This is a genomic window from Skermanella aerolata KACC 11604 (genome assembly GCF_000936425.1).
Classification (GTDB): domain Bacteria; phylum Pseudomonadota; class Alphaproteobacteria; order Azospirillales; family Azospirillaceae; genus Skermanella; species Skermanella aerolata.
In genome coordinates this window covers 470,050-489,140 of the sequence record NZ_AVFK01000002.1, presented here as the reverse complement: position 1 = coordinate 489,140, position 19,091 = coordinate 470,050, and the positions used below count along the sequence as shown (strand labels likewise).

Sequence of the window (19,091 nt, the reverse complement as noted above, 5' to 3'; positions counted from 1 at the left end):
TTCCTACAGCCTGGCCGGAAGTGGCGCTGCCGACGGTGACGCCGCCGAAACCCCCGCCGCCCAAGCCGCCGCCGCCCAGGCAGGCGGTCGTCCGTCCGCGTCCGCCCGAACCGGTGCCCGCCGCCCCGCCGCCACCCCCGGCGATGCCGAGCGAACCAGCTCCGGAACCGGCGCCAAGGCCGGTAGCCTCGCAGTCCAACGTCATGCCGACGTTCCAGCAAAGGCTGCTCCGACACCTGGACCAGAACAAGCGCTACCCGCAGACCTCGCAGCGGCGGCGTCAGCAGGGCACGGCGATGCTGCGTTTCACGATGGACGCCGACGGCAACGTCCTGTCGTTCCGGCTGGAAAAGACCTCCGGCTACGAAGCGCTGGACGAGGAAGTGCTGGCCATGATCAAGCGCGCCGAGCCGCTGCCGAAGATCCCGGCCGATCTTGGCCGCGACCGGCTGGAACTGGTGGTGCCGGTCCAGTTCGCGCTAAGATGACGCCTTCGTTGGCGGCAGGCGCGTCGATGTCGGGCTGAAGAGGCCCGACCTACGGCTCGACACGGTGCGGGCATCGCCGTTTTCGCCCATCGTCACCCGTAGGTCGGGCCTCTTCAGCCCGACATTCAACGTTCCAGACCAGCCGTGCCCGAAAGGTCACGATCTTCTGGCTCCGGAGCGAACGCGGCCGGAGGCCGCGTCTACATCTTGCCGGTACCCTCCAGCAGCGTCTCCAGCGCCCTGATCGGGGAAGCGTCATAAAATGCCTTCCCCGCCGCCTGCCGCACCGCGCGCCGCAACTCGCTCCGCGCACGGCGGTCCAAGCCAAGCCGGGCCGCGATCTCGACATACTCGTCCCGGCAGCCCGCCACCGTCCCGGTCAGCCCGATCATCGCCAGGATGCCGGCGGAATGGCGCTGCCGCATCAGCGGCCCTGGCAGAGTCACGACCGGCAGCCCATGGGGCAGCGCTTCCAGCGCCGTGTTGTGGCCGGACCATGACGGGTTGTCCAGGAACACGTCGGTCAGCCCGGCCACCGCATCGAACCGCGCATGGTCCATCTGCGGCAGGAACCGGCAATGCCGGTCCGCGTTCAGCCCGGCCTTGGCGAAGGCCGCCGCCAGCCGCTGCCGGAAGATCAGCGCAACCCGGGGCGCCGGCATATAGTCGATGAACAGGAACAGCGCGTCCGGCACCCGTTGCGCGATCCGGACGAACAGCTCGTCGTCCGACGGCAGGTATTTGAACAGCGACTGGCAGCACCAGTAGACCGGCGCATCCTCCGGCAGCCCGATATCCGACCGCTCCAGCGGCACCACCGGCGGATCGAGCGGCCGATACGCGTAGCTCAGATTCGGCAACCGTATCAAACGCTCCCGATAGTGGTCCTGCCCGTCCTCCGGCTCCATCAGCGCCGAACTCAGGTACAGGTCCACCGTCGCCAGCCCCGTCGTGACCGGATGCCCGGTGGACATCGCCTGCACCGGCGCCAGCCTCAGGGCCGCCAGCCGGGCCACCATCGGGTCCATCCCGACATCGCCGTAGATCAGCGCGTCGAGGCTATCGCCCCGGATCGTCTCCGCCCAGGCTTCGACCCCACCCAGCCCGCGCCGGAATTCCCGGCTGAGACCCGCGAACCGCTCCGTCTCGTCGTCGCTCCGCCCGCCGGTATGGTAGCAGAACAGCTCCACCTTCGCCGGATCGAAGGCGTCGGCCCATCCCCGCAGCGAGACGTTGACGGCGGAATGCCGCCCGATATGCCCGGCGGCGAAGCCGACCCTCATCGGCCTGCCGCCCCCATCCCCACCCCTGCCCCGCCGTTCCAGCGGTTTGACGAAGTCCGGATAGCGCTCCGCCATCAGCCCGCCGGCCAGATCGCCGTAAAGCACCTGCAAGGCAAGGTCGTCCCGGCCTTGATACGCCAGATAGAACGGCTGGCTCCCCCCGACCGCCAGCGCCGCCGCCCGCCGCTCGGCGACCGAAGCAGCCGCGTAGTGATCCGCCATCTCCGCCAGATCGCGGGCATAGCGGTCGCGTGCCCGCTCCAGCTCGTCCATGTCCCGGTAGATGATCGGCAGGTCGGCGAAACAGGCGCGAAACCGGGCCGTCGCGTTCCTCCGGTCCACCGCCAGCGCCCGGCGGAAACAGCCGCCCGCCTCCTCCGCCCGCGCCGCTTCCTGAAGAGCGTTGCCCAGGCTAAGCTGAGCGCCAGCATGGGCCGGATCGGCCTTCAGCGCCTCCCGGTAGAACCCCACCGCCTCGGCACCACGCCCCCGCTTCAGCGCGATGGCGCCCAGCGCCAGAGGAGCCTCCGCCAGGCCGGGCGCCAGCGCCAGCACGGTCCTGTACAGCCCTTCGGCGTCGTCGGTCTCGCCCTGTTCCTGCAGCAGCCCCGCAACCGCCAGCAGTGTTTCCGGATGCTCGGGCCGGAGCCGCAACGCCACCCCGAAACTCCGCGCCGCTCCCTTCAGGTCGCCGGCCCCACGCAGCAGCCGTCCCAGCATCAGGCGAAGGTCGGCATCCTCGGGACTGGCCTGGACCAGCAAGTCCAGCACGCCCACCGCTTCATCCGGCCGCCCCAGCTCCGCCATCAGCCCGGCCCGGTTCAGCGCCACCATGGTATGGCCGCGCAGCAGCCTGTCGGCCCGATCCAGCGCCATCAGGGCCTCGCGTAGCGCTCCCAGCCGCCGCAGCGCCTCCGCCATATTGTTATAGAGCGTGAAGTCTTCCGGCCGCTCCGCGATCAGGCGCCGGTAAGCCGCCGCCGCCTCGGCTAGCCGGCTGGAAAGCAGCAGGATTCGGGCATGCTCATCGGTCGTGGGAAGATCGGACATAGCGCAACTCTGGTGGCATCGTCCCGCCACCATACGCCGCCGACCTTCCCATACGCTTAACCGGTCCTTTATCGGGTCACTGCCGGCAGATGGAGAAAACCGCCGTCTCCGGATTGAACCCGCGACGCCCCATCTCATCGAGCAACTCGGCCATCATGTCGCCCAGACATCGACCGCCTGTGCGTCGTCGCACCCTGGGTGATCGACGGGAGCCGTCGCCGGCCCCCTGCTGCTCGGCCGCGACGCCCATCAGGGCGGCGGTCTTTTCGTGCCGATCGAGGAGCAGCGAGCCGGGTCCATAAGCGGCGAGCGCCCTTCTGCTGCCAGCGGCGGATGCGGCCGGTACGATACCAGGCGCCGGAGAGTTTGACCGGTCATGGGCGTTATTCCACGGGCCGAAGAGATCGACCCGTATGAACGGTTTTTGTTGGGCCACGGCCCAACCTACAAACTCCTGCTTCGTAGGTTGGGCCGTGGCCCAACACTGCCGGAGCGCCGGTCAAATTCTTCGGCTCCTGGTGTGAGTTCCGCGCCGACCCAATCCACCGCGACCGGCGCGGGGCGGCAGGCGACCCTAAAGGAAATTATTCTTAACCACTGATATGCTATACCCTCGATCCGGGGCCTTGCTCGGGATCTTCGACATCGTGAATCAGCAAGGCCGTTCGGCCCTCCCACCACGAATGATGACATTTAAGTACGTTCCAAGCTTTTTCGAAAGGACAGGACCATGGTCATACAAGACCCCTCCCCGATAGTGACGCCCACTCCGAAAACAGTGACGCCTAGTGACCAACGATGACGCCGGAAGCGACAAAACCTCCGCCCCTGATGTCATCATTTTTCCCATTACGCCAGTTCCGCCACCCGCCGTCGTCCGGCGGCGTACCACAGCGTCACCCCCAGGCTCACCGCCAGCACGGGGGCCGCTCCCATGTTCACCGCCTGCCAGCCGAAGGCGTTCAGCAAGCCGCCGGAACCGAAGGACGCCAGGGCGGCGCAGGCCGCTATCGTCATCTCCGCCATCCCCTGCACCCTGCCCCGCTCTTCCGGCCGGTACGACTGGGTCAGCATCGTCGTGCCGGCGATGTACATGAAGTTCCAGCCAAGGCCCAGCAGCACCAGCCCGACCTGGAAGTGCCCAAGCCCCTGGTCCCAGGCCGACACCATGGCGCTCGCCGCCAGGATCACCGCGCCGGCTGCCGCGATGGCGGGAGCGCCCAGCCGGTCGATCAGCTTGCCGGTGAAGAACGACGGCACGAACATCCCCAGCACATGCGCGCGGATCACACCGGCCGCGTCGCCGACCGTGTGGTTGCAGGCGACCATGGCAAGGGGGGTCGCGTTCATCACCAGCACCATCACGGCATGCCCGGCCGCCGCGTTGACAAGGGCGGCGATCATGATCGGCTGGCGCAGGATCTCGCCCATCGGCCTGCCGCCGCCCCGTGCCTCCGCCGATGTGGCGGAATGGGGCGACAGCAGCGCCAGGGGGATGAGGGTCGCGACGCTCAGCACGCTCAGCGCCATGAAGGAGCCGGCGAACGTCACCGGGGCGAACAGGTCCTTGGTCCACAAGGCCAGCGACGGCGCCACCAGCGCCGCCAGGATGGCGCCCGACAGCACCAGGGAGACCGCCCGGCCCCGCCGTTCCGGCGCGACCTTGTCGACCGCCGCCAGCCGGTAATACTGCGCCGCCGCCTGATAGGCGCCCAGCACCACGTTGCCCAGGCAGAAGACCGTGAAGTCGGCCCGGAAGATGCCGACGACGCAGATCAGCCCGCCGAGGGCGCCGGCCAGGGCGCCGAGGGAAAAGCCGGCCCGCCGCCCACGGCGCTGCATCAGCAGCGAGATCGGCCGGGTCAGGACGATGTTGGCGACCGTCAGCAAGGCGACGGGCAAGGTCGCCAGTACAGGGTCCGGTGCTATGATCTGGCCGACCAGCCCGGTCAGGGTGATGCTGACCAGCAAGCCGGCCCAGAACAGCGCCTGACAGGCCGTCAGCACCAGGGCGTCGCGCCCTTCACGCAGGAACCACATCGTCTTCTTCCTTGATGTCGAAATGCTTCACGTCGAAATGCTCCCGCGCTCCCGGGTCCTCTCCGGATGCCGGAGCAGGCGACAGCGCGCGGAAGTGGGTGCGGTAGCCCTGCGGCGTCACGCCGAGCCGGCGCAGGAAGGTCCGCCGCATCGTCTCCGCCGTGCCGAAGCCCAACTCGGCGGCGATGCGTTCCACCGGGTCGCGGGTCCGTTCCAGCCGCCGCCGGGCGGCGTCGATCCTCGTGGCCTCGACGAACTTCAGCGGCGTCGTCCCAGTCTCGCGCAGGAAGACGCGGGCGAAGTTGCGGGGACTCATGCCGGCGCGGTCGGCCAGCGCCTCGACCCGCAGGTCCGCCCCCGGAGTCGAGCGGACCCAGTCCTGGACGGCCCGGACCGGCGACAGGCCGTCGGCTTCCGGAGTCAGGTGCGTGCTGAACTGCGACTGTCCGCCCGGCCGCTTCAGGAACAGCACCAGTTGACGGGCGACGTCCAGCGCCGCGCGATGGCCCCGGTCCTCCTCGACCATGGCGAGCGCCAGATCCATCCCGGCGGTCACGCCGGCCGAGGTATAGATGTCGCCGTCGCGGATATGCAGCGCGTCCGGCTCCAGCCTCACCTGCGGGAAGGCGGCGCGGAACTCGTCGCACCGCGCCCAGTGGGTAACGGCGCGGCGGCCGTCGAGCAGTCCGGCCGCCGCCACGATGAAGGCGCCGGAACAGATCGAGCCGAACCGCCGGACGCGCGGTCTCATCGCCCGCAGCCACTCCAGCACCCTGGGGTCGCCGGCCGGCCCGGAGAACCCGTTGCCGCCCGCGACCAGCAGTGTGTCGATGCCGCCGGCGACGTCCGCGATCCCGCGTTCGGCCACCAGTTGCATGCCGGACGACGTGCGGACCGGCCCGGCCTCGACCCCGATGATCTCGACCGGGTAGCCGGCATGGCAGAAGACCTGCAAGGGGCCGGTCACGTCGAGGATCTGGACGTCGGGATAGGCTAGGACGGCCATGCGGCGCTGCGAAGGAATGGGGGCGGTGCTGGTCATGGCGGCAGTATCCCCGGCCCCGATTTCGGCAGCAACGACAAAGATCCCACGGATACTGCCAAGCCCCGCGTCGCTACCCCCTACCGGGGCTATCGTCCGCGCCACACCGCCCCATCCATCGGCGTAGGGCGGAGGACCGGGCGTCCACCCCCTCGGGGCGGGCGGGGATTTCCGGCAATTTACCTACAATCCAACCCAGTCTGTTTAATGGATCACTCTGTTGCTGGGATGGAAATAAAATGAAGACTTCCGGACTGCTGCTGTCGTGCGTGGGTTTCGCCGGCCTGATCGTCGCGACGGCGATCGAAATCGGCATGGGAAGCGGTCTGCTCCGCGCGATCAATTACGGTTTCGCGACCGAGATCGTCGGCGGCCTGATGGACCACCGCACGGCCATCGTCCTGGTTTCCGGATTCGCCTTCGTCGCCGGCGCCATCCTCTACGGCTTCTCGGTGACCGAAGCCGCCCTGGCGCGAATGACCGCCATGATCGGCGAAGCGATCGACGCGCCCGATACGTGCCCGGCCATGCCGCTGCTGCTCGACAGGCCGGCCGCGGCGGCGAACTCTTCCCTGCCCGCTCCGGTCGACCTGTCCGCTCTCCGTCCCGCCGCCGGCGTGCGGATGACGGCATCGGAAAACCCGGTGGAACTCACCGCCATGCGCGAAGGTGGTGCCCGGGGTGCGTAAGCGCCTGCCCGTCAAGTCGGTGTATGGCCCATTCGGCCAAAAGGACGAACCACTTGGCCGGTACGCTTTATAGAAATAGGCCCGGAATGCAAAGGGGAGTGTTAACTTTTGATGGTGTAAGTAAAGCGTATGCCTTGGGTAGGTAACTGATTGGCTTCATTGTGCGTTACGCAGATGCTCACTCAAATGATCTTCAGCCTCCATGCTCTACCCAGGGCGGCGGCACCTCCTTGCGAACCAGGATCATCGACAGCGTGCCGGAGGTACTGTTCGCCATAGCGGCCGACGGCACGCTGGTCTACCTGAACCCCGCTTGGGCGCGGCTGACGGGGTTCGCCGTTCAAGACAGCATCGGGCGCAACTACCTGGACTTCATCTGGCATGAGGACAGGGAGGCCAGCCGGGACCGCTTCGCCGTGGTGCTGGCCGGCGACACCCCCGATTACCGCCACGACGTCCGCATCGGCCGGCGCGATGGCGGGTTTCGCTGGGTCACCGTCCATGTCACGGTGGAACGCCACTCCGGCGGGCAGGTCTCCGGCACTTGCGGGTCGATGGTCGATATCACCGACCGCAAGCTGATGGAGACGCTGGCCCATGGCGAACATTCCGTCCTGGAAGCGATCGTCGGCGGCGTCCCGCTGGAAGCGGTGCTCGATCGGATCTGCCGCCTGTGCGAGGAAGTCCTCGAGCATAGCCGATGCTCGATCCTGCAACTCGATCCCGACGGCGTCCATGCCAGGATAGCGGCGGCTCCCGGCCTGCCGCCCGGCTACGCAGCCACTGTCGGCACCATCGCGATCGGCCCCTCCGTCGGGTCGTGCGGCGCCGCCATGGCAACCCTCAAGCCGGTCATCGTCGCCGATATCGCCGGTGATCCGCTGTGGGACGGGTTTCGGGAACACGCCCTGACGCATGGCCTGAAGGCATGCTGGTCGTTTCCGATCATGGCCGAGGGAACCGTCTACGGCGCCTTCGGGATCTATTACGGCATGGTCCACGCCCCGGCTGAAGGCGACCTCCAGGTCGCCAGCCGGCTGGCCAAGCTGGCCGCCGTGGCGATCCTCCGGCGGCGCAACGACGAAGCGATGCGCCGGAGCGAGCAACGCTTCCGCGACTTCACGGAGGTCGCCTCCGACTGGCTGTGGGAAACCGACGCGGAGTTCCGGATGACCTACGTCTCCGGTCGCGTCCAGGATACCCTTGGGATACCGCCTGCCGAGATGCTCGGCCGGCGCCTGTCCGAAGCCCTGCTCCAGGATGCCGGGTCGCCGAAGTGGCTGCGGCACCTTGACGATCTCCGGTCCAGCCGCCGGATCAAGGACTTCGAGTTCTCCTACCGCCGGCCGGACGGCGTCGAGCGCTGCTTCGTCGTCAACGGGATGCCGGTGCTGGGCGAAGACGGCAAGGTCGTCGGCTATCGGGGAACCGGCAGCGACGTGACGGCGGAGCGCGAAGCGACCGACGCCCTGCGCAACCGCAAGCGCCAGCTTTCGGAAGCGCAGCGGATTACCCGCACCGGCGACTGGCTGTGGAACATCGGGCGGAATACGGTCGAATGGTCCGACGAGATCTACCGGATCTTCGGCGTCAGTCCGGACGCCTACGATCCGACCCTCGACACCGCCTTTTCCTTCGTTCACCGCGAAGACAGGCAGACGGTGGTCGATACCCTGACCCGCTCGGTGACGGAAAAGACCGGAGGCATCCTGGAATACCGGATCTGCCGTCCGGACGGCGACGAGCGTCACATCCGGGCCGAATGGCTGTGCGGCCTCGACGCCGGCGGCGAGGTCCGCGACGTGTTCGGCGTCTGCCAGGACATCTCGGAACGGAAGCAGGCGGAGGAAGTGCTGCGCACCGCCAAGAACAAGGCGGAGGCGGCCAGCCGCGCCAAGTCCGAGTTCCTCGCCAGCATGAGCCACGAACTGCGGACGCCGCTCAACGCCATCCTGGGATTCAGCGAGATCCTGAAGGAACAGATACTCGGCCCCCTGAGCGAGCGCTACCGCGACTATGCCGGAGACATCCACCGCAGCGGCCAGCACCTGCTCGACCTGATCAGCGACCTCCTCAATATGGCCCGGATCGAGGCGCGGCAGGTAGAGTTCAACGAGGAAAAGGTCCCCCTGGCGGAGGTGATGGACGAGGCGCTCCGGCTCACCCGCCTGTCGCCCGGCGAAACGCGCCACGCGGTCGAACTGAGCCTTCCCGAACCGATGCCGGCACTGCTGGCCGACCGGCGCGGGCTGAAGCAGGTGCTCATCAACCTGCTGGGGAACGCCGCCAAGTTCACGCCGGACGGCGGCCGGATCGGCGTCAGCGCCGGCCTGCGCGACGGCTTCCTGGAGATCGCCATCGCCGATACCGGCATCGGCGTCCCGAAGGACCGTATCCCGGACCTGGGCAAGCCGTTCATGCGGGTCGAGAACGTGATGTCCCAGCGCTACCAGGGCAGCGGCATGGGCCTGTTCATCTCCAAGGCCCTGATCGAGCGCCACGGCGGTTCGATGCGGATCGAAAGCGCTCCGGGAGAAGGCACGACGGTCACCATGCTGATCCCGGCTTCCAGGGTCATCTCCGCCTGGGGCATTCCTGAAGAGCCTTTGCACTGAATTCCCGCATGGCCTAACCAGGGACCGCACCAGGAACCGGCGGACGGTTACCCCGGTATGGCGGAGGGTTTGAGGCATGGGAAGACTGGGCCGGTTTTCAGCCCTGCTGCTTGTAGTACTGACCTGGGGATCCGCCGCCCTGGCGGCCGACCGCCAGCCGGTGGGGCGGGTGATCCGCCAGGAAGGCGGCGCCAGCGTGCTGCGCGATGCCGTCCGCTCCCCCCTACTGCCCGGAACGGCCGTATTCGCCGGCGACGTGGTGGAAACCGCCGCTTCCTCCCGCGTGACCCTGCGGTTCGAGGACGACAGCACCCTGACCGCCGGCCCGGACAGCCGGGTCGCGGTGTCCGAGTATGCGGTTGCTCCGTCGGGCGGCCGGGCAAGCGCGCTGTTCACCCTGCTGACCGGCATCGTCCGGGCCGCCGTCCAGCAAGCCGGCTTCGGCGTCTTCGCCGTCCAGACCGAGGACGCCGTCGCCTCCGCCCGCTCGACCGAATGGACGGTCGAGATCCTGCCCGCCAGCACCGCCGTCCTCGGCATCGAAGGCGTCGTCCAGGTCACCGGCCGCCGGACGGGAGGCGTCCCGGGAGCTTCCGTCACGATCAATCCCGGCCAGGGGACCGACGTGGCGCCCGGCGCCGCTCCGACCGCTCCCGTAACCTGGGGAGCGCCCAGGGTCGAGCGGACGCTGCGTCTGGTCGGGCCGGCGGTTCGCTGAGTCCGCCCCCCATGCGACTGCCCGGCCGCTGGCTGCTGCTGCCGCTGGCGATCCCGCTGGTCCTGGCCCTCCTGCGCCTGACCGACGCCGAACCCGCCCCGCTCCAGGACCTGGAGGCGCAGACGCTGACGCTGCGCTACCGCCTGCGCGGCCCCCTAGAGCCGTCTGGCGCCGTGTCGTTGGTCATGATCGACGACCGAACTCTGGCGGAATACGGCCGCTGGCCCCTGTCGCGCCGCCTGATCGCCGACGCCGTCCGCCGCCTGACGGCGGACGGCGTCGCCGTGGTCGCCGTCGACCTGCTGTTCGCGGAGCGTGAGCATGGCATCCCCGATCCCGATGCCGAACTGGCCGAAGCCCTGGCGGCGTCGTCTCGGGCCATGGTCGGCTTCGCCTTCCTGTTCGATCCGGAGCGGGCGGTCTCCAGCGTGCCGCCCGCCGCACTGGCCGATGCCGCGTACCGGGTGGTCCGCGAACCGGCCGTGGCCGCCGATACCGGCCCGCCGGACCCCGCCGGCCTGATCGCCCCGCTGGAGACGCTGGCGCGCGCCGCCGTCCCGGCCCATGTCAGCGTCCTGCTCGACCCCGACGGCCAGCTTCGCCACGACCAGACCGCCATCCGCTACGGCGACGCCTGGTTCCCCAGCCTGCCGGTAGAGGCGGTCCGGCGCTTTCTCCGGATCGATCCCGACGACATGGTCCTGCATCTCGGATCGGGCGTGGCGCTCGGCCCCGACTTCGTCGCCACCGACAGCCGCATGCGGCTGGCCGTCAACCACTACGGTCCGCCCGGCACGGTCGAGACGCATTCGATGGCCGACCTGCTCGGCGGCGGACTGGCGCAGGGGACCTTCCGCGACCGCGTCGTCCTGATCGGCGCCTCCGCGCGCGGGGTCGGCGACAGCTTCGCCACCCCGTTCAGCCGGACTCTTCCCGGCGCCGAGCACCTCGCGACCGTGATCGACAACCTGCTGACCGGCCGGACGCCGACCGACCGACCAGCCCTCGTTCCCGCCGATACCGCCGCTATATTGGCAGGCGGCATCGCCGCGACGGTGCTCGGAACGCTGCTGACGCCCATCCTCGCGGGTCTCGCGACCCTAATGCTGATCGCGGGCTGGACCGCGGCATCGGCAATCCTGTTCGCCACGGCTGGCCTCTGGCTGACGGTGACTTCCCCGGCGCTGGCGGCACTCGCCGGCTTCGCCCTGTCGTCCGCCCGCCGCACCCTGATCGGCGACCGTGCCCGCAGGCTGGCGGAGCGGCAGCGCCACAACCTGATGCGCTACTTCTCGCCCGAGATCGCCGAGCGCCTGATGAACACCAACGCGCCGGGCCTGGACGACCGGGTGCAGACCTGCACGATCCTGTTCATCGATCTGGTCGGCTTCACCGGCGTCAACGAGCGCCTTTCGCCGAACGAGGCGATGGACCTGCTCCGGGGCTTCTACCGGCTGGTCGAAAGCGCCGTCCTCGACCACGGTGGCATCGTCGACAAGTTCATGGGGGACGGCGCCATGGCCGTCTTCGGCATCATCACCCCGTCGCCGGACGACGCCGCCGACGCGCTCAAGGCCGCCCGTGCGCTCGCGTCCGCCATGGACACGCTGAACGCCGAACTGGAGGCGGCCGGCCTTACGACCCTGAAGATCGCCATGGGCCTGCATATTGGACCCGTCCTGATCGGCGACACCGGCGGAACGCGGCAGTTCACCTATACCGTTACCGGCGATCCGGTCAACGTCGCGAGCCGGCTCCAGCACATCACCCGCGAGCTTGGCGTCGTCATCGCCGCGTCAGACGCGGTGATCGAAGCGGCCCGTTCCAGCGGCGGCGGAGGTGGCGCGGTCGAGGGCTTCGTCGAGCTGCCCCTGACGAGCCTGCGCGGCCGGGAGCGCCCGGTCGGCATCTGGGGCTGGCCGGCGCCGCCCGCGGATTGAGCGGGAACGGGAACCGGGGTGCCGCTGTTGTGGACTGCTGCCGATAAAGGCACGGTAGTAACCACAACGGTCAAGGAGCGAGCACGTGACCGAAACACTTCCCGGCGATGTGCCCGACGACGTGGACATCGCCGTCATGCGTGTCCTCAAGTCGGCCTGCGAGCAGGAGATCATGATCGCCACGGCGGAAAGCTGCACCGGCGGCTTGATCGCCTCACTCCTGACGGACGTGACCGGCTGCTCCCACGCCTTCGAGCGCGGCTTCGTCGTCTACACCAACGAGGCCAAGAACGAGCTGCTGGGTGTCCCGGAAGCGTTGCTGGAAGACCCCGGCCCCGTGTCCGAGGAAGTGGCGAGAGCGATGGCTGAGGGCGCGCTGTCCCATTCCAGCGCCCATGTCGCGATCTCCGTCACCGGCTTCGCGGGTGCCGGCGCTCCCGGCGACGAACCCGGTCTCGTCCATTTCGCCCTCGCCCGCCGCGACGGTCAGACCATTCACCGGATGGAGCGCTTCGGCGATATCGGACGCGGCGGCGTGCGCCTGGAATGCGCCCGGACCTGCATATCCATGCTGCGGGAGGAGATCTGCGCCGCTGAACCGGTCGGCCGATGAGGACCGTTCGTCAGACGACCGTGACCAGCCGCCGGATCAGCACCGCCGCCCCTTCGGCGGCGGCCCCGCAGAAGCTGGCGAAGTCCATATGGCTCTCGGCGCCGGCCAGATCGCTGAGCGACCGCACCACCAGACTGGGGATGCCGTAGCGCTCCGCGACCTGCGCCACGGCCGCCCCTTCCATCTCGATCGCCAGGGCGCCGCCGAACTCGCGGTGCAGGCGCTCACGAGTCTCTTCGCAATTGAGGAAGGTATCGCCGGTCAGGACGGTACCGAAGTGGATAGCCGGGACTCGCGGCTCCGCTCCGGTGGCCTTGGCGTCGAACGGCGGCAGGGCAATGCCTTTCAGGGATGCTCGAACCTTCGCGTCCAAACCGGCGCCAAGCGCATAGCCATGGGTTTCGTTGAAACCCGGCAGCGGCGGGATGCCGGGCTGGTAGGTCCTGATCCGCCCTTCCACCAGCGCGCCATAGTCGTGCTGGACCAGCCGCGTCGCGATCACGACGTCGCCTATACCCAAGGCAGGGTCCAGCCCGCCAGCGACGCCGGAGAACAGCAGGGCATGGCAGCCGAAGACCTCCGCCAGCAAGGTCGCCACGACGGCGGCGTTGACCTTGCCGATGCCGCTCTCGACCATGACAGCCGGCCGCCCCTCCAGCGTTCCTTCCCGGAAGGTCAGGCCCGCCAGCGTCCGGGTCGAGGTTTCGGTAAAGCTGGCGCCGAAATGGGCGATTTCGTCGGGGATGGCGCAGATGAGACCGAGGGGCCGGGTGGTCATGGTGAAGATCCTGATGGAAGGGCGAAAGGTAGGAGCGAGCGATGGCGGCTGGTTATCAGTCATATCGCCTTTTATAGTCCGCTGCCATGGATGACATAGCGCCTGTTCAGTCTCTGCTGCCGCCCAACTTCCTGGGCTGGTTCTCCAACCGGGGCTGGTCGCCCCATGCCCATCAGATCGAGATGCTGAAGGCGGCGCAGGACGGTGCCGACGCCCTGCTGATCGCGCCTACCGGAGGCGGCAAGACGTTGTCCGGCTTCCTGCCCAGCCTGATCGACCTGTCCGAACGCCCGCGCGAGGGGCTTCACACCCTCTACATCTCTCCCCTGAAGGCCTTGGCGGTCGACATCCAGCGCAATCTGGAAAGCCCGGTCGCCGAACTGCGCCTGCCGATCCGGACCGAGACGAGGACCGGAGACACGTCGGCCGCCAAGCGTCAGCGCCAGCGGAGCAAGCCGCCGCAGATCCTGATGACGACGCCGGAGAGCCTGGCGCTGATGCTCTCCTATACGGATGCGGAGAAGATCTTCCGCCAGCTCCGCTGCGTCGTGATCGACGAGCTGCACGCGCTGGCCGGCACCAAGCGCGGCGATCTGCTGGCGCTCGGCCTCGCCCGGCTGGCACGGCTCGCTCCCCTGTGCCGCCGCGTCGGATTGTCGGCGACCGTCGCCCATCGCGACCACTTGACCGCCTATCTGTCGAAGACGGGCCGCGCCGGCGACGGCGGCGTCCGGACGATCCTGGGCCGGACGGGAGCCCGCGCCCAGGTCGATATCCTAACGACCCGCGAGCGCCTGCCCTGGGCCGGCCGGATGGCCGTCCATGCATTGGGAGAGGTCTACGACCAGATCCGCAAGGCGGGCACGACGCTGGTCTTCGTCAATACCCGCGCCCAAGCGGAGATCGTCTTCCAAGAGCTTTGGAAGCTCAACGAAGACGCCCTGCCGATAGCACTCCACCACGGCAGCCTTGCCGCCGAGCAGCGGCGCAAGGTCGAGGCCGCCATGACGCGCGGAGCGCTGCGCGCGGTGGTTGCCACGTCGTCGCTGGACCTGGGCATCGACTGGGCCGCGGTGGACCTAGTCGTCCAGGTCGGAGCGCCCAAGGGGGTCAGCCGGCTTCTCCAGCGGATCGGCCGGGCCAACCACCGGCTGGACGAAGCCAGCCGCGCCGTGCTGGTTCCCGCCAACCGGTTCGAGGTGCTGGAATGCCGCGCCGCTGTCCAAGCGATCGAGGCGCGCACGCTGGACGGCGACCCTCCCCGGCCCGGTGGGCTGGACGTGCTGGCCCAGCACGTCCTGGGCATGGGCTGCGCCGCCCCCTTCGACGCCGACGACCTGTTTGCCGAGATCGCCAGCACCGCTCCCTATGCGGGTCTGTCCCGGAAGGACTTCGACGATACCCTGAACTTCGTCGCGACCGGCGGCTACGCGCTCGGCAGCTACGACCGGTTCAAGCGGCTGGCGAAGAGCGAGGAGGACGGGCTCTACCGCGTCGCCGGTCCTGTTGTGGCGCGCCAGTACCGGATGAACGTCGGCACCATCGTGGAGGCCGTGACGCTGAAGGTCCGGCTGGGCCGGGGACAGGTCCTGGGGCAGATCGAGGAGCACTTCGTCCAGTCCCTGGTCGCCGGAGACACCTTCCTGTTCGCCGGCCAGTTGCTGAAGTTCCTCGGCATCAGCGAGACATGGGTCAACTGCGCGAAGGGCGGCCAAGGCGATCCCAAGATCCCCGCCTATGCCGGGAGCAAGATGCCGCTCTCGACCCATCTGGCCGACCGTGTCCGTACGATGCTGTCGGACCCATCGTGCTGGAGCGATTTGCCCGATGCGGTCCAGGAATGGCTGAGGCTCCAGCGGCTCCGCTCCGTCCTGCCCAACCGGGACGACCTGCTGGTCGAGACCTTCCCGCGCGGCAAGCAGCACTTCATGGTCGCCTACTGCTTCGAGGGGCGTAACGCGCATCAGACGCTCGGCATGCTGCTGACCCGCAGGATGGAGCGCGCCAAGCTGAAGCCGCTCGGCTTCGTCGCGACCGACTACGTTCTATCGATCTGGAGCCTGCGCCCGGTCAAGGACCTCGACAGCCTGTTCGATCAGGACATGCTGGGCGACGACCTGGAAGCCTGGATGGACGAGTCCAGCATGCTCCGCCGGACCTTCCGCAACGTCGCCGTGATCTCGTGCCTGATCGAGCGCCGGCATCCCGGCCAGGAGAAGACCGGACGGCAGGTGACCTTCAGTTCCGACCTGATCTATGACGTGCTGCGGAAGCACGAACCCGACCACGTGCTGCTCCGCGCCACCCGCGCCGACGCCGCCGGCGGACTGACCGACGTGCGCCGGCTGTCGGACATGCTGGCACGCGTCAAGGGCCGGATCAACCATCGGGCACTCTCCCGCGTCTCGCCGCTGGCGGTGCCGGTGCTGCTGGAGGTCGGGCGCGAGCAGATCACCGGCTCGGCCCTGGACGACCTGCTGGACGAAGCCGCGAGCGAACTGATCGACGAGGCGATGCCGGAGCTGAAGGCGGCGGGCCGGCCGCAGGGAATGCTGCCGCTGTGAACCCCTCGTCTTTGCAGGCCCCCTATTTGCAGCCCTCGGTTTATAGTTGACTGGATCGGCCGGATTCCGGATGGTGCGCCGGAACCGAACGTGAACAATCGATGGTAGCCGTGGAACTGGTGCTGAACGGTGTCGGCTTGAAGGCCGATTTGTCGGGCGCTCTTGTCTGGCCGGAGCGCAACTTGCTGGTGGTGGCCGACCTTCATTTGGAGAAGGGGTCGGCCTTCGCCCAGCGCGGCCAGTTGCTGCCGCCCTACGACACGAGCGCCACCCTCGACCGGCTGGAGCAGGTCATCCGGCGGCTGGACCCTGAGACGGTAATCTGCCTCGGCGACAGCTTCCACGACAGCCGTGCCTCCGAACGGATAGCACCCCGCAACGCCGCCCACCTCACCGCCATGACGGCGGAGCGCGACTGGGTCTGGATCACCGGCAACCACGATCCGGAACCACCAGCCCATTTGGGAGGCCGTATCGCCGAGTCCGTGACGCTGGGACCGCTATGCTTCCGGCACGAGGCTCGCGAAGGGGCCGGCGGCGAAGTTTCCGGCCATTACCATCCGGTGGCGGCAATCCGCGTCCATGGCAAGCGTGTCCGGGCACGCTGCTTCGCCAGCGACGGCCAGCGCCTTATCATGCCCTCGTTCGGCGCCTATACCGGAGGCTTGAACGTGCTGGACCGCGCCTTAGCGCCCCTGTTGGGCCGGCGCTTCGAAGTGCGGATGATCGGCAGCGAGCGCCTGTTCGCCTTCCCCAGCGCGCGGCTGGAACCTGATCCGGAACGGGTGAGATATCAATAAGTCGGCCGGGCTCGGCGGGACGTCGGATTGACGGATGCTGCTGCGGGCATAGTTGGGTGGTCGGCATACTGCCGTCCTTCTTCGCTATCCCGGTCCATCGGAATGACATCCTCCTCTCCCGCCATCGTCTGGTTCCGTAAGGACCTCCGCCTTGCCGACAACCCCGCCCTCCACCGGGCGGTGGAAAGCGGCGCTCCGGTGATCCCCGTCTTCATCCTGGAAGACGGGTCGGACACTATCCGCGCTCCCGGCGGCGCCGGGCGCTGGTGGCTGCATCACAGCCTTGAGCGACTTGGGGAGGCGCTCGGCAAAGCCGGCGCTCCGCTGGTGTTGCGCCGGGGTGATGCGGCCGAAGCGATTGCCGCCCTGATCGATGAAACGGGGGCCGGTTCGCTCTACTGGAGCGACAGTTTCGATCCTGCGACGAAAGCTCGGGACGATACCATCCGTGCCGACCTGAGCGGCCGAGGACTCACGGTCGAAAGCTTCAACGCGACCCTGCTGTTCGATCCCTCGGCCATCCGCTCGAAGGCGGGAACGCCTTTCAAAGTTTTCACGCCGTTCTGGCGCACCTTGTCGTCGGGTCCGGAGCCGGAGCGTCCTCTGCCGGAACCGGCAAAGATCAAGAACGTTGAGAAAACCCCGGGGAGCGATGCCCTGTCCAGCTTCGGACTGCTGCCGACCCGCCCCGATTGGGCCGGCGGCATCCGCGAAAGCTGGGTTCCGGGAGAAGCCGCCGCCGCCGAACGTCTTCATGATTTCCTGGACGAGATCGTGCAGGACTACCGCACCGGCCGCGACCGTCCCGGTCGGGACGGCACGTCGCGCCTGTCGCCCTATCTTCATTGGGGCGAGGTCTCGCCCCGGCAGGTCTGGCACGCCGCGAAGATGCGCATGGATGCCGGATTGGAGCCGTCGATAGAGGCTTTCCTGCGGGAGATCGGCTGGCGGGAGTTCACCCACGGACTGCTCCAGACCCATCCCGACTTGGCGGCCGAGCCGATGGACCAGCGCTTCACCAAAATGCCGTGGCGTCAGGACGACGAGGGGCTGAAGGCTTGGCAACGCGGCCTGACAGGCTTCCCCATCGTCGATGCGGGCATGCGCCAGCTTTGGCAGACGGGCTGGATGCACAACCGCGTCCGGATGATCACTGGTTCGTTCCTGGTCAAAGACCTGCTCGTGCGCTGGCAGGAGGGTGAAGCCTGGTTCTGGGACACGCTGGTCGATGCCGATGCCGCCAACAACAGCGCCAACTGGCAGTGGATCGCCGGCTGCGGCGCCGATCCCTCCCCCTTCTTCCGGGTCTTCAACCCTGTGCTCCAGGGCGAGAAGTTCGATCCCGACGGCGCCTATGTCAGCCGCTACGTACCCGAACTGGCGAAGTTGCCGCCCAAGTTCATCCATCACCCCTGGGACGCGCCCAAGAACGTACTGGCAAAGGCCGGCGTCGAACTAGGCAAGACCTACCCGCACCCGATCGTCGATCACGCCACCGCCCGCGACCGGGCACTCGAAGCGCTGAGGACGATGCGACGGCAGGTAAAACCTGCCGCCTGATCAAACCCTTCGACTTTACGCCTTCAGGATCTTGGCGTGGTGGGCGATGTGGTCGCCCATGAAGGTGGCGATGAAGTAGTAGCTGTGGTCGTAGCCGGGCTGGCGCCGCAGCGTCAGCGGAGTTCCTGACTTCTGGCAGGCTTCTTCCAGAATTTCGGGCTTAAGCTCCTTTTCAAGGAACTGGTCGGATGTCCCTTGGTCCACCAGGATCGGGGACTTCCAGCCGCCCTTTTCGGCCAGCAGCGACGCGTCGTAATGCTTCCAGGCTTCCTTGTCCTGGCCCAGGTAGCCACCCAGCGCCTTTTCGCCCCAGGGCACGCGCGAGGCGGCGACGATGGGCGAGAAGGCCGATACGGACCGGTAGCGGTCGGGGTTGCGGAGCGCCATGACGAGCGCGCCGTGTCCGCCCATCGAATGGCCGAAGATGCCCTGCCGCTGGGCATCGATCTTGAACTCGGAGGCGATCAGCGCCGGCAGTTCGTCCCGCACGTAGCTGTACATGCGGTAGTTGGTCTTCCACGGATCCTGCGTGGCATCGACGTAGAAGCCGGCGCCCGTGCCGAAGTCGTAGCTGTCGTTCTCGCCGGGAATGTTGAGGCCGCGAGGGCTGGTGTCGGGCGCCACGATAATGACGCCGTGCTCTGCCGCATAGCGCTGGGCGCCCGCCTTGACCGTGAAGTTTTCCCAGGTGCAGGTGAGGCCCGACAGATAAGTCAGTACGGGCAAGGGGCCGTCGGCCGCCTGCGGCGGCACGTAGACCGCGACTTCCATGTCGGTCCCGATGCTGGTCGAGCGATGGCGGTAGATACCCTGGGTGCCACCGAAACAGGCATGGGCTGAGATGCGGTCCAAACTCATCGGGCGTTCCTCTTGTCTTGGCTATTTGTCTTTGTCGATCGGCTTTTTCGGCC

The 19,091-nt window shown here is 68.0% G+C and carries 16 protein-coding genes; 9 read left to right on the top strand and 7 right to left on the bottom strand.

The features are described 5' to 3' along the window. Positions 1–205 (bottom strand): hypothetical protein (locus N826_RS42840; protein WP_211099210.1); only part of this gene is annotated, 205 nt, incomplete at its 3' end. Between N826_RS42840 and N826_RS41500 the strand changes: the two genes are divergently transcribed. Beyond that, complete coding sequence (locus N826_RS41500; RefSeq protein WP_052830847.1) at positions 204–488, top strand: energy transducer TonB family protein; 285 nt, start codon at positions 204–206, stop codon at positions 486–488. The genes N826_RS42840 and N826_RS41500 overlap by 2 nt on opposite strands. A gap of 200 nt (positions 489–688) precedes the next feature. On the opposite strand, the gene N826_RS05260 is transcribed toward N826_RS41500, so the two are convergent. The 4 genes from N826_RS05260 to N826_RS05250 form a co-directional block, all read right to left on the bottom strand. Next, a complete protein-coding gene (locus tag N826_RS05260) occupies positions 689–2,821 on the bottom strand; it encodes an O-linked N-acetylglucosamine transferase, SPINDLY family protein (RefSeq protein WP_052830846.1) in 2,133 nt (710 codons plus the stop codon). Between the two features lie 76 nt (positions 2,822–2,897). Next, positions 2,898–3,257: a hypothetical protein gene (locus N826_RS42835; protein ID WP_157599322.1), complete on the bottom strand. Its 360-nt coding sequence runs from the start codon at positions 3,255–3,257 to the stop codon at positions 2,898–2,900. A gap of 413 nt (positions 3,258–3,670) precedes the next feature. Beyond that, the gene (locus N826_RS05255; RefSeq protein ID WP_044426301.1) at positions 3,671–4,861 is read right to left on the bottom strand and encodes an MFS transporter; all 1,191 of its coding nucleotides are present in this window, start codon (positions 4,859–4,861) and stop codon (positions 3,671–3,673) included. Further along, positions 4,845–5,903, bottom strand: a complete 1,059-nt coding sequence (locus tag N826_RS05250; RefSeq protein ID WP_044426300.1) for a GlxA family transcriptional regulator — start codon at positions 5,901–5,903, stop codon at positions 4,845–4,847. The genes N826_RS05255 and N826_RS05250 overlap by 17 nt, the downstream gene beginning before the upstream one ends. Before the next feature lie 239 nt (positions 5,904–6,142). On the opposite strand from N826_RS05250, the gene N826_RS05245 reads away from it, so the two are divergent. The 5 genes from N826_RS05245 (at position 6,143) to N826_RS05225 (ending at position 12,478) form a co-directional block, all read left to right on the top strand. After that, positions 6,143–6,592: a hypothetical protein gene (locus tag N826_RS05245; protein WP_044426299.1), complete on the top strand. Its 450-nt coding sequence runs from the start codon at positions 6,143–6,145 to the stop codon at positions 6,590–6,592. 230 nt (positions 6,593–6,822) lie between these two features. Further along, a complete protein-coding gene (locus tag N826_RS39685) occupies positions 6,823–9,207 on the top strand; it encodes a PAS domain S-box protein (protein WP_147040107.1) in 2,385 nt (794 codons plus the stop codon). Positions 9,208–9,283: 76 nt separating this feature from the next. Then, complete coding sequence (locus N826_RS39680; RefSeq protein WP_052830844.1) at positions 9,284–9,925, top strand: FecR family protein; 642 nt, start codon at positions 9,284–9,286, stop codon at positions 9,923–9,925. An 11-nt stretch (positions 9,926–9,936) separates the two neighbouring features. Beyond that, entirely contained in the window at positions 9,937–11,865 is a 1,929-nt protein-coding gene (locus N826_RS05230; RefSeq protein ID WP_044426298.1) for a CHASE2 domain-containing protein, read from the top strand. Between the two features lie 85 nt (positions 11,866–11,950). Further along, on the top strand, positions 11,951–12,478 hold the full coding sequence (locus tag N826_RS05225; RefSeq protein ID WP_044426297.1) for a CinA family protein: 528 nt from the start codon (positions 11,951–11,953) through the stop codon (positions 12,476–12,478). Between the two features lie 10 nt (positions 12,479–12,488). Here N826_RS05225 and N826_RS05220 read toward each other — a convergent pair whose 3' ends face one another. Further along, positions 12,489–13,256, bottom strand: a complete 768-nt coding sequence (locus N826_RS05220; RefSeq protein WP_044426296.1) for a 5'-methylthioadenosine/adenosylhomocysteine nucleosidase — start codon at positions 13,254–13,256, stop codon at positions 12,489–12,491. 86 nt (positions 13,257–13,342) lie between these two features. On the opposite strand from N826_RS05220, the gene N826_RS05215 reads away from it, so the two are divergent. The 3 genes from N826_RS05215 to N826_RS05205 all read left to right on the top strand — a co-directional run bounded on the left by N826_RS05215 (position 13,343) and on the right by N826_RS05205 (position 18,180). Continuing rightward, positions 13,343–15,820 (top strand): ligase-associated DNA damage response DEXH box helicase, encoded by a 2,478-nt coding sequence (locus tag N826_RS05215; protein ID WP_044426294.1) that lies wholly within the window; start codon positions 13,343–13,345, stop codon positions 15,818–15,820. A gap of 101 nt (positions 15,821–15,921) precedes the next feature. Next, a complete protein-coding gene (gene pdeM, locus N826_RS05210; protein WP_044426293.1) occupies positions 15,922–16,620 on the top strand; it encodes a ligase-associated DNA damage response endonuclease PdeM in 699 nt (232 codons plus the stop codon). 102 nt (positions 16,621–16,722) lie between these two features. Next, entirely contained in the window at positions 16,723–18,180 is a 1,458-nt protein-coding gene (locus tag N826_RS05205) for a cryptochrome/photolyase family protein (RefSeq protein WP_044426292.1), read from the top strand. Positions 18,181–18,195: 15 nt separating this feature from the next. Here the strand turns inward: N826_RS05205 and fghA are convergent, their stop codons facing one another. Continuing rightward, positions 18,196–19,038 (bottom strand): S-formylglutathione hydrolase, encoded by an 843-nt coding sequence (gene fghA / locus N826_RS05200; RefSeq protein ID WP_044426290.1) that lies wholly within the window; start codon positions 19,036–19,038, stop codon positions 18,196–18,198. Positions 19,039–19,091: the final 53 nt, after the last annotated feature.

Excerpts from the sequence above, each read along its gene's own strand:
- fghA (WP_044426290.1), bottom strand. The coding sequence starts at position 19,038 with ATGAGTTTGGACCGCATCTCAGCCCATGCCTGTTTCGGTGGCACCCAG.
- N826_RS05205 (WP_044426292.1), top strand. The coding sequence starts at position 16,723 with ATGACATCCTCCTCTCCCGCCATCGTCTGGTTCCGTAAGGACCTCCGC.
- N826_RS05255 (WP_044426301.1), bottom strand. The coding sequence starts at position 4,861 with ATGTGGTTCCTGCGTGAAGGGCGCGACGCCCTGGTGCTGACGGCCTGT.
- N826_RS05245 (WP_044426299.1), top strand. The coding sequence starts at position 6,143 with ATGAAGACTTCCGGACTGCTGCTGTCGTGCGTGGGTTTCGCCGGCCTG.
- pdeM (WP_044426293.1), top strand. The coding sequence starts at position 15,922 with ATGGTAGCCGTGGAACTGGTGCTGAACGGTGTCGGCTTGAAGGCCGAT.
- N826_RS05250 (WP_044426300.1), bottom strand. The coding sequence starts at position 5,903 with ATGACCAGCACCGCCCCCATTCCTTCGCAGCGCCGCATGGCCGTCCTA.
- N826_RS41500 (WP_052830847.1), top strand. The coding sequence starts at position 204 with ATGCCGACGTTCCAGCAAAGGCTGCTCCGACACCTGGACCAGAACAAG.
- N826_RS05230 (WP_044426298.1), top strand. The coding sequence starts at position 9,937 with ATGCGACTGCCCGGCCGCTGGCTGCTGCTGCCGCTGGCGATCCCGCTG.
- N826_RS05215 (WP_044426294.1), top strand. The coding sequence starts at position 13,343 with ATGGATGACATAGCGCCTGTTCAGTCTCTGCTGCCGCCCAACTTCCTG.
- N826_RS39680 (WP_052830844.1), top strand. The coding sequence starts at position 9,284 with ATGGGAAGACTGGGCCGGTTTTCAGCCCTGCTGCTTGTAGTACTGACC.
- N826_RS05220 (WP_044426296.1), bottom strand. The coding sequence starts at position 13,256 with ATGACCACCCGGCCCCTCGGTCTCATCTGCGCCATCCCCGACGAAATC.
- N826_RS05260 (WP_052830846.1), bottom strand. The coding sequence starts at position 2,821 with ATGTCCGATCTTCCCACGACCGATGAGCATGCCCGAATCCTGCTGCTT.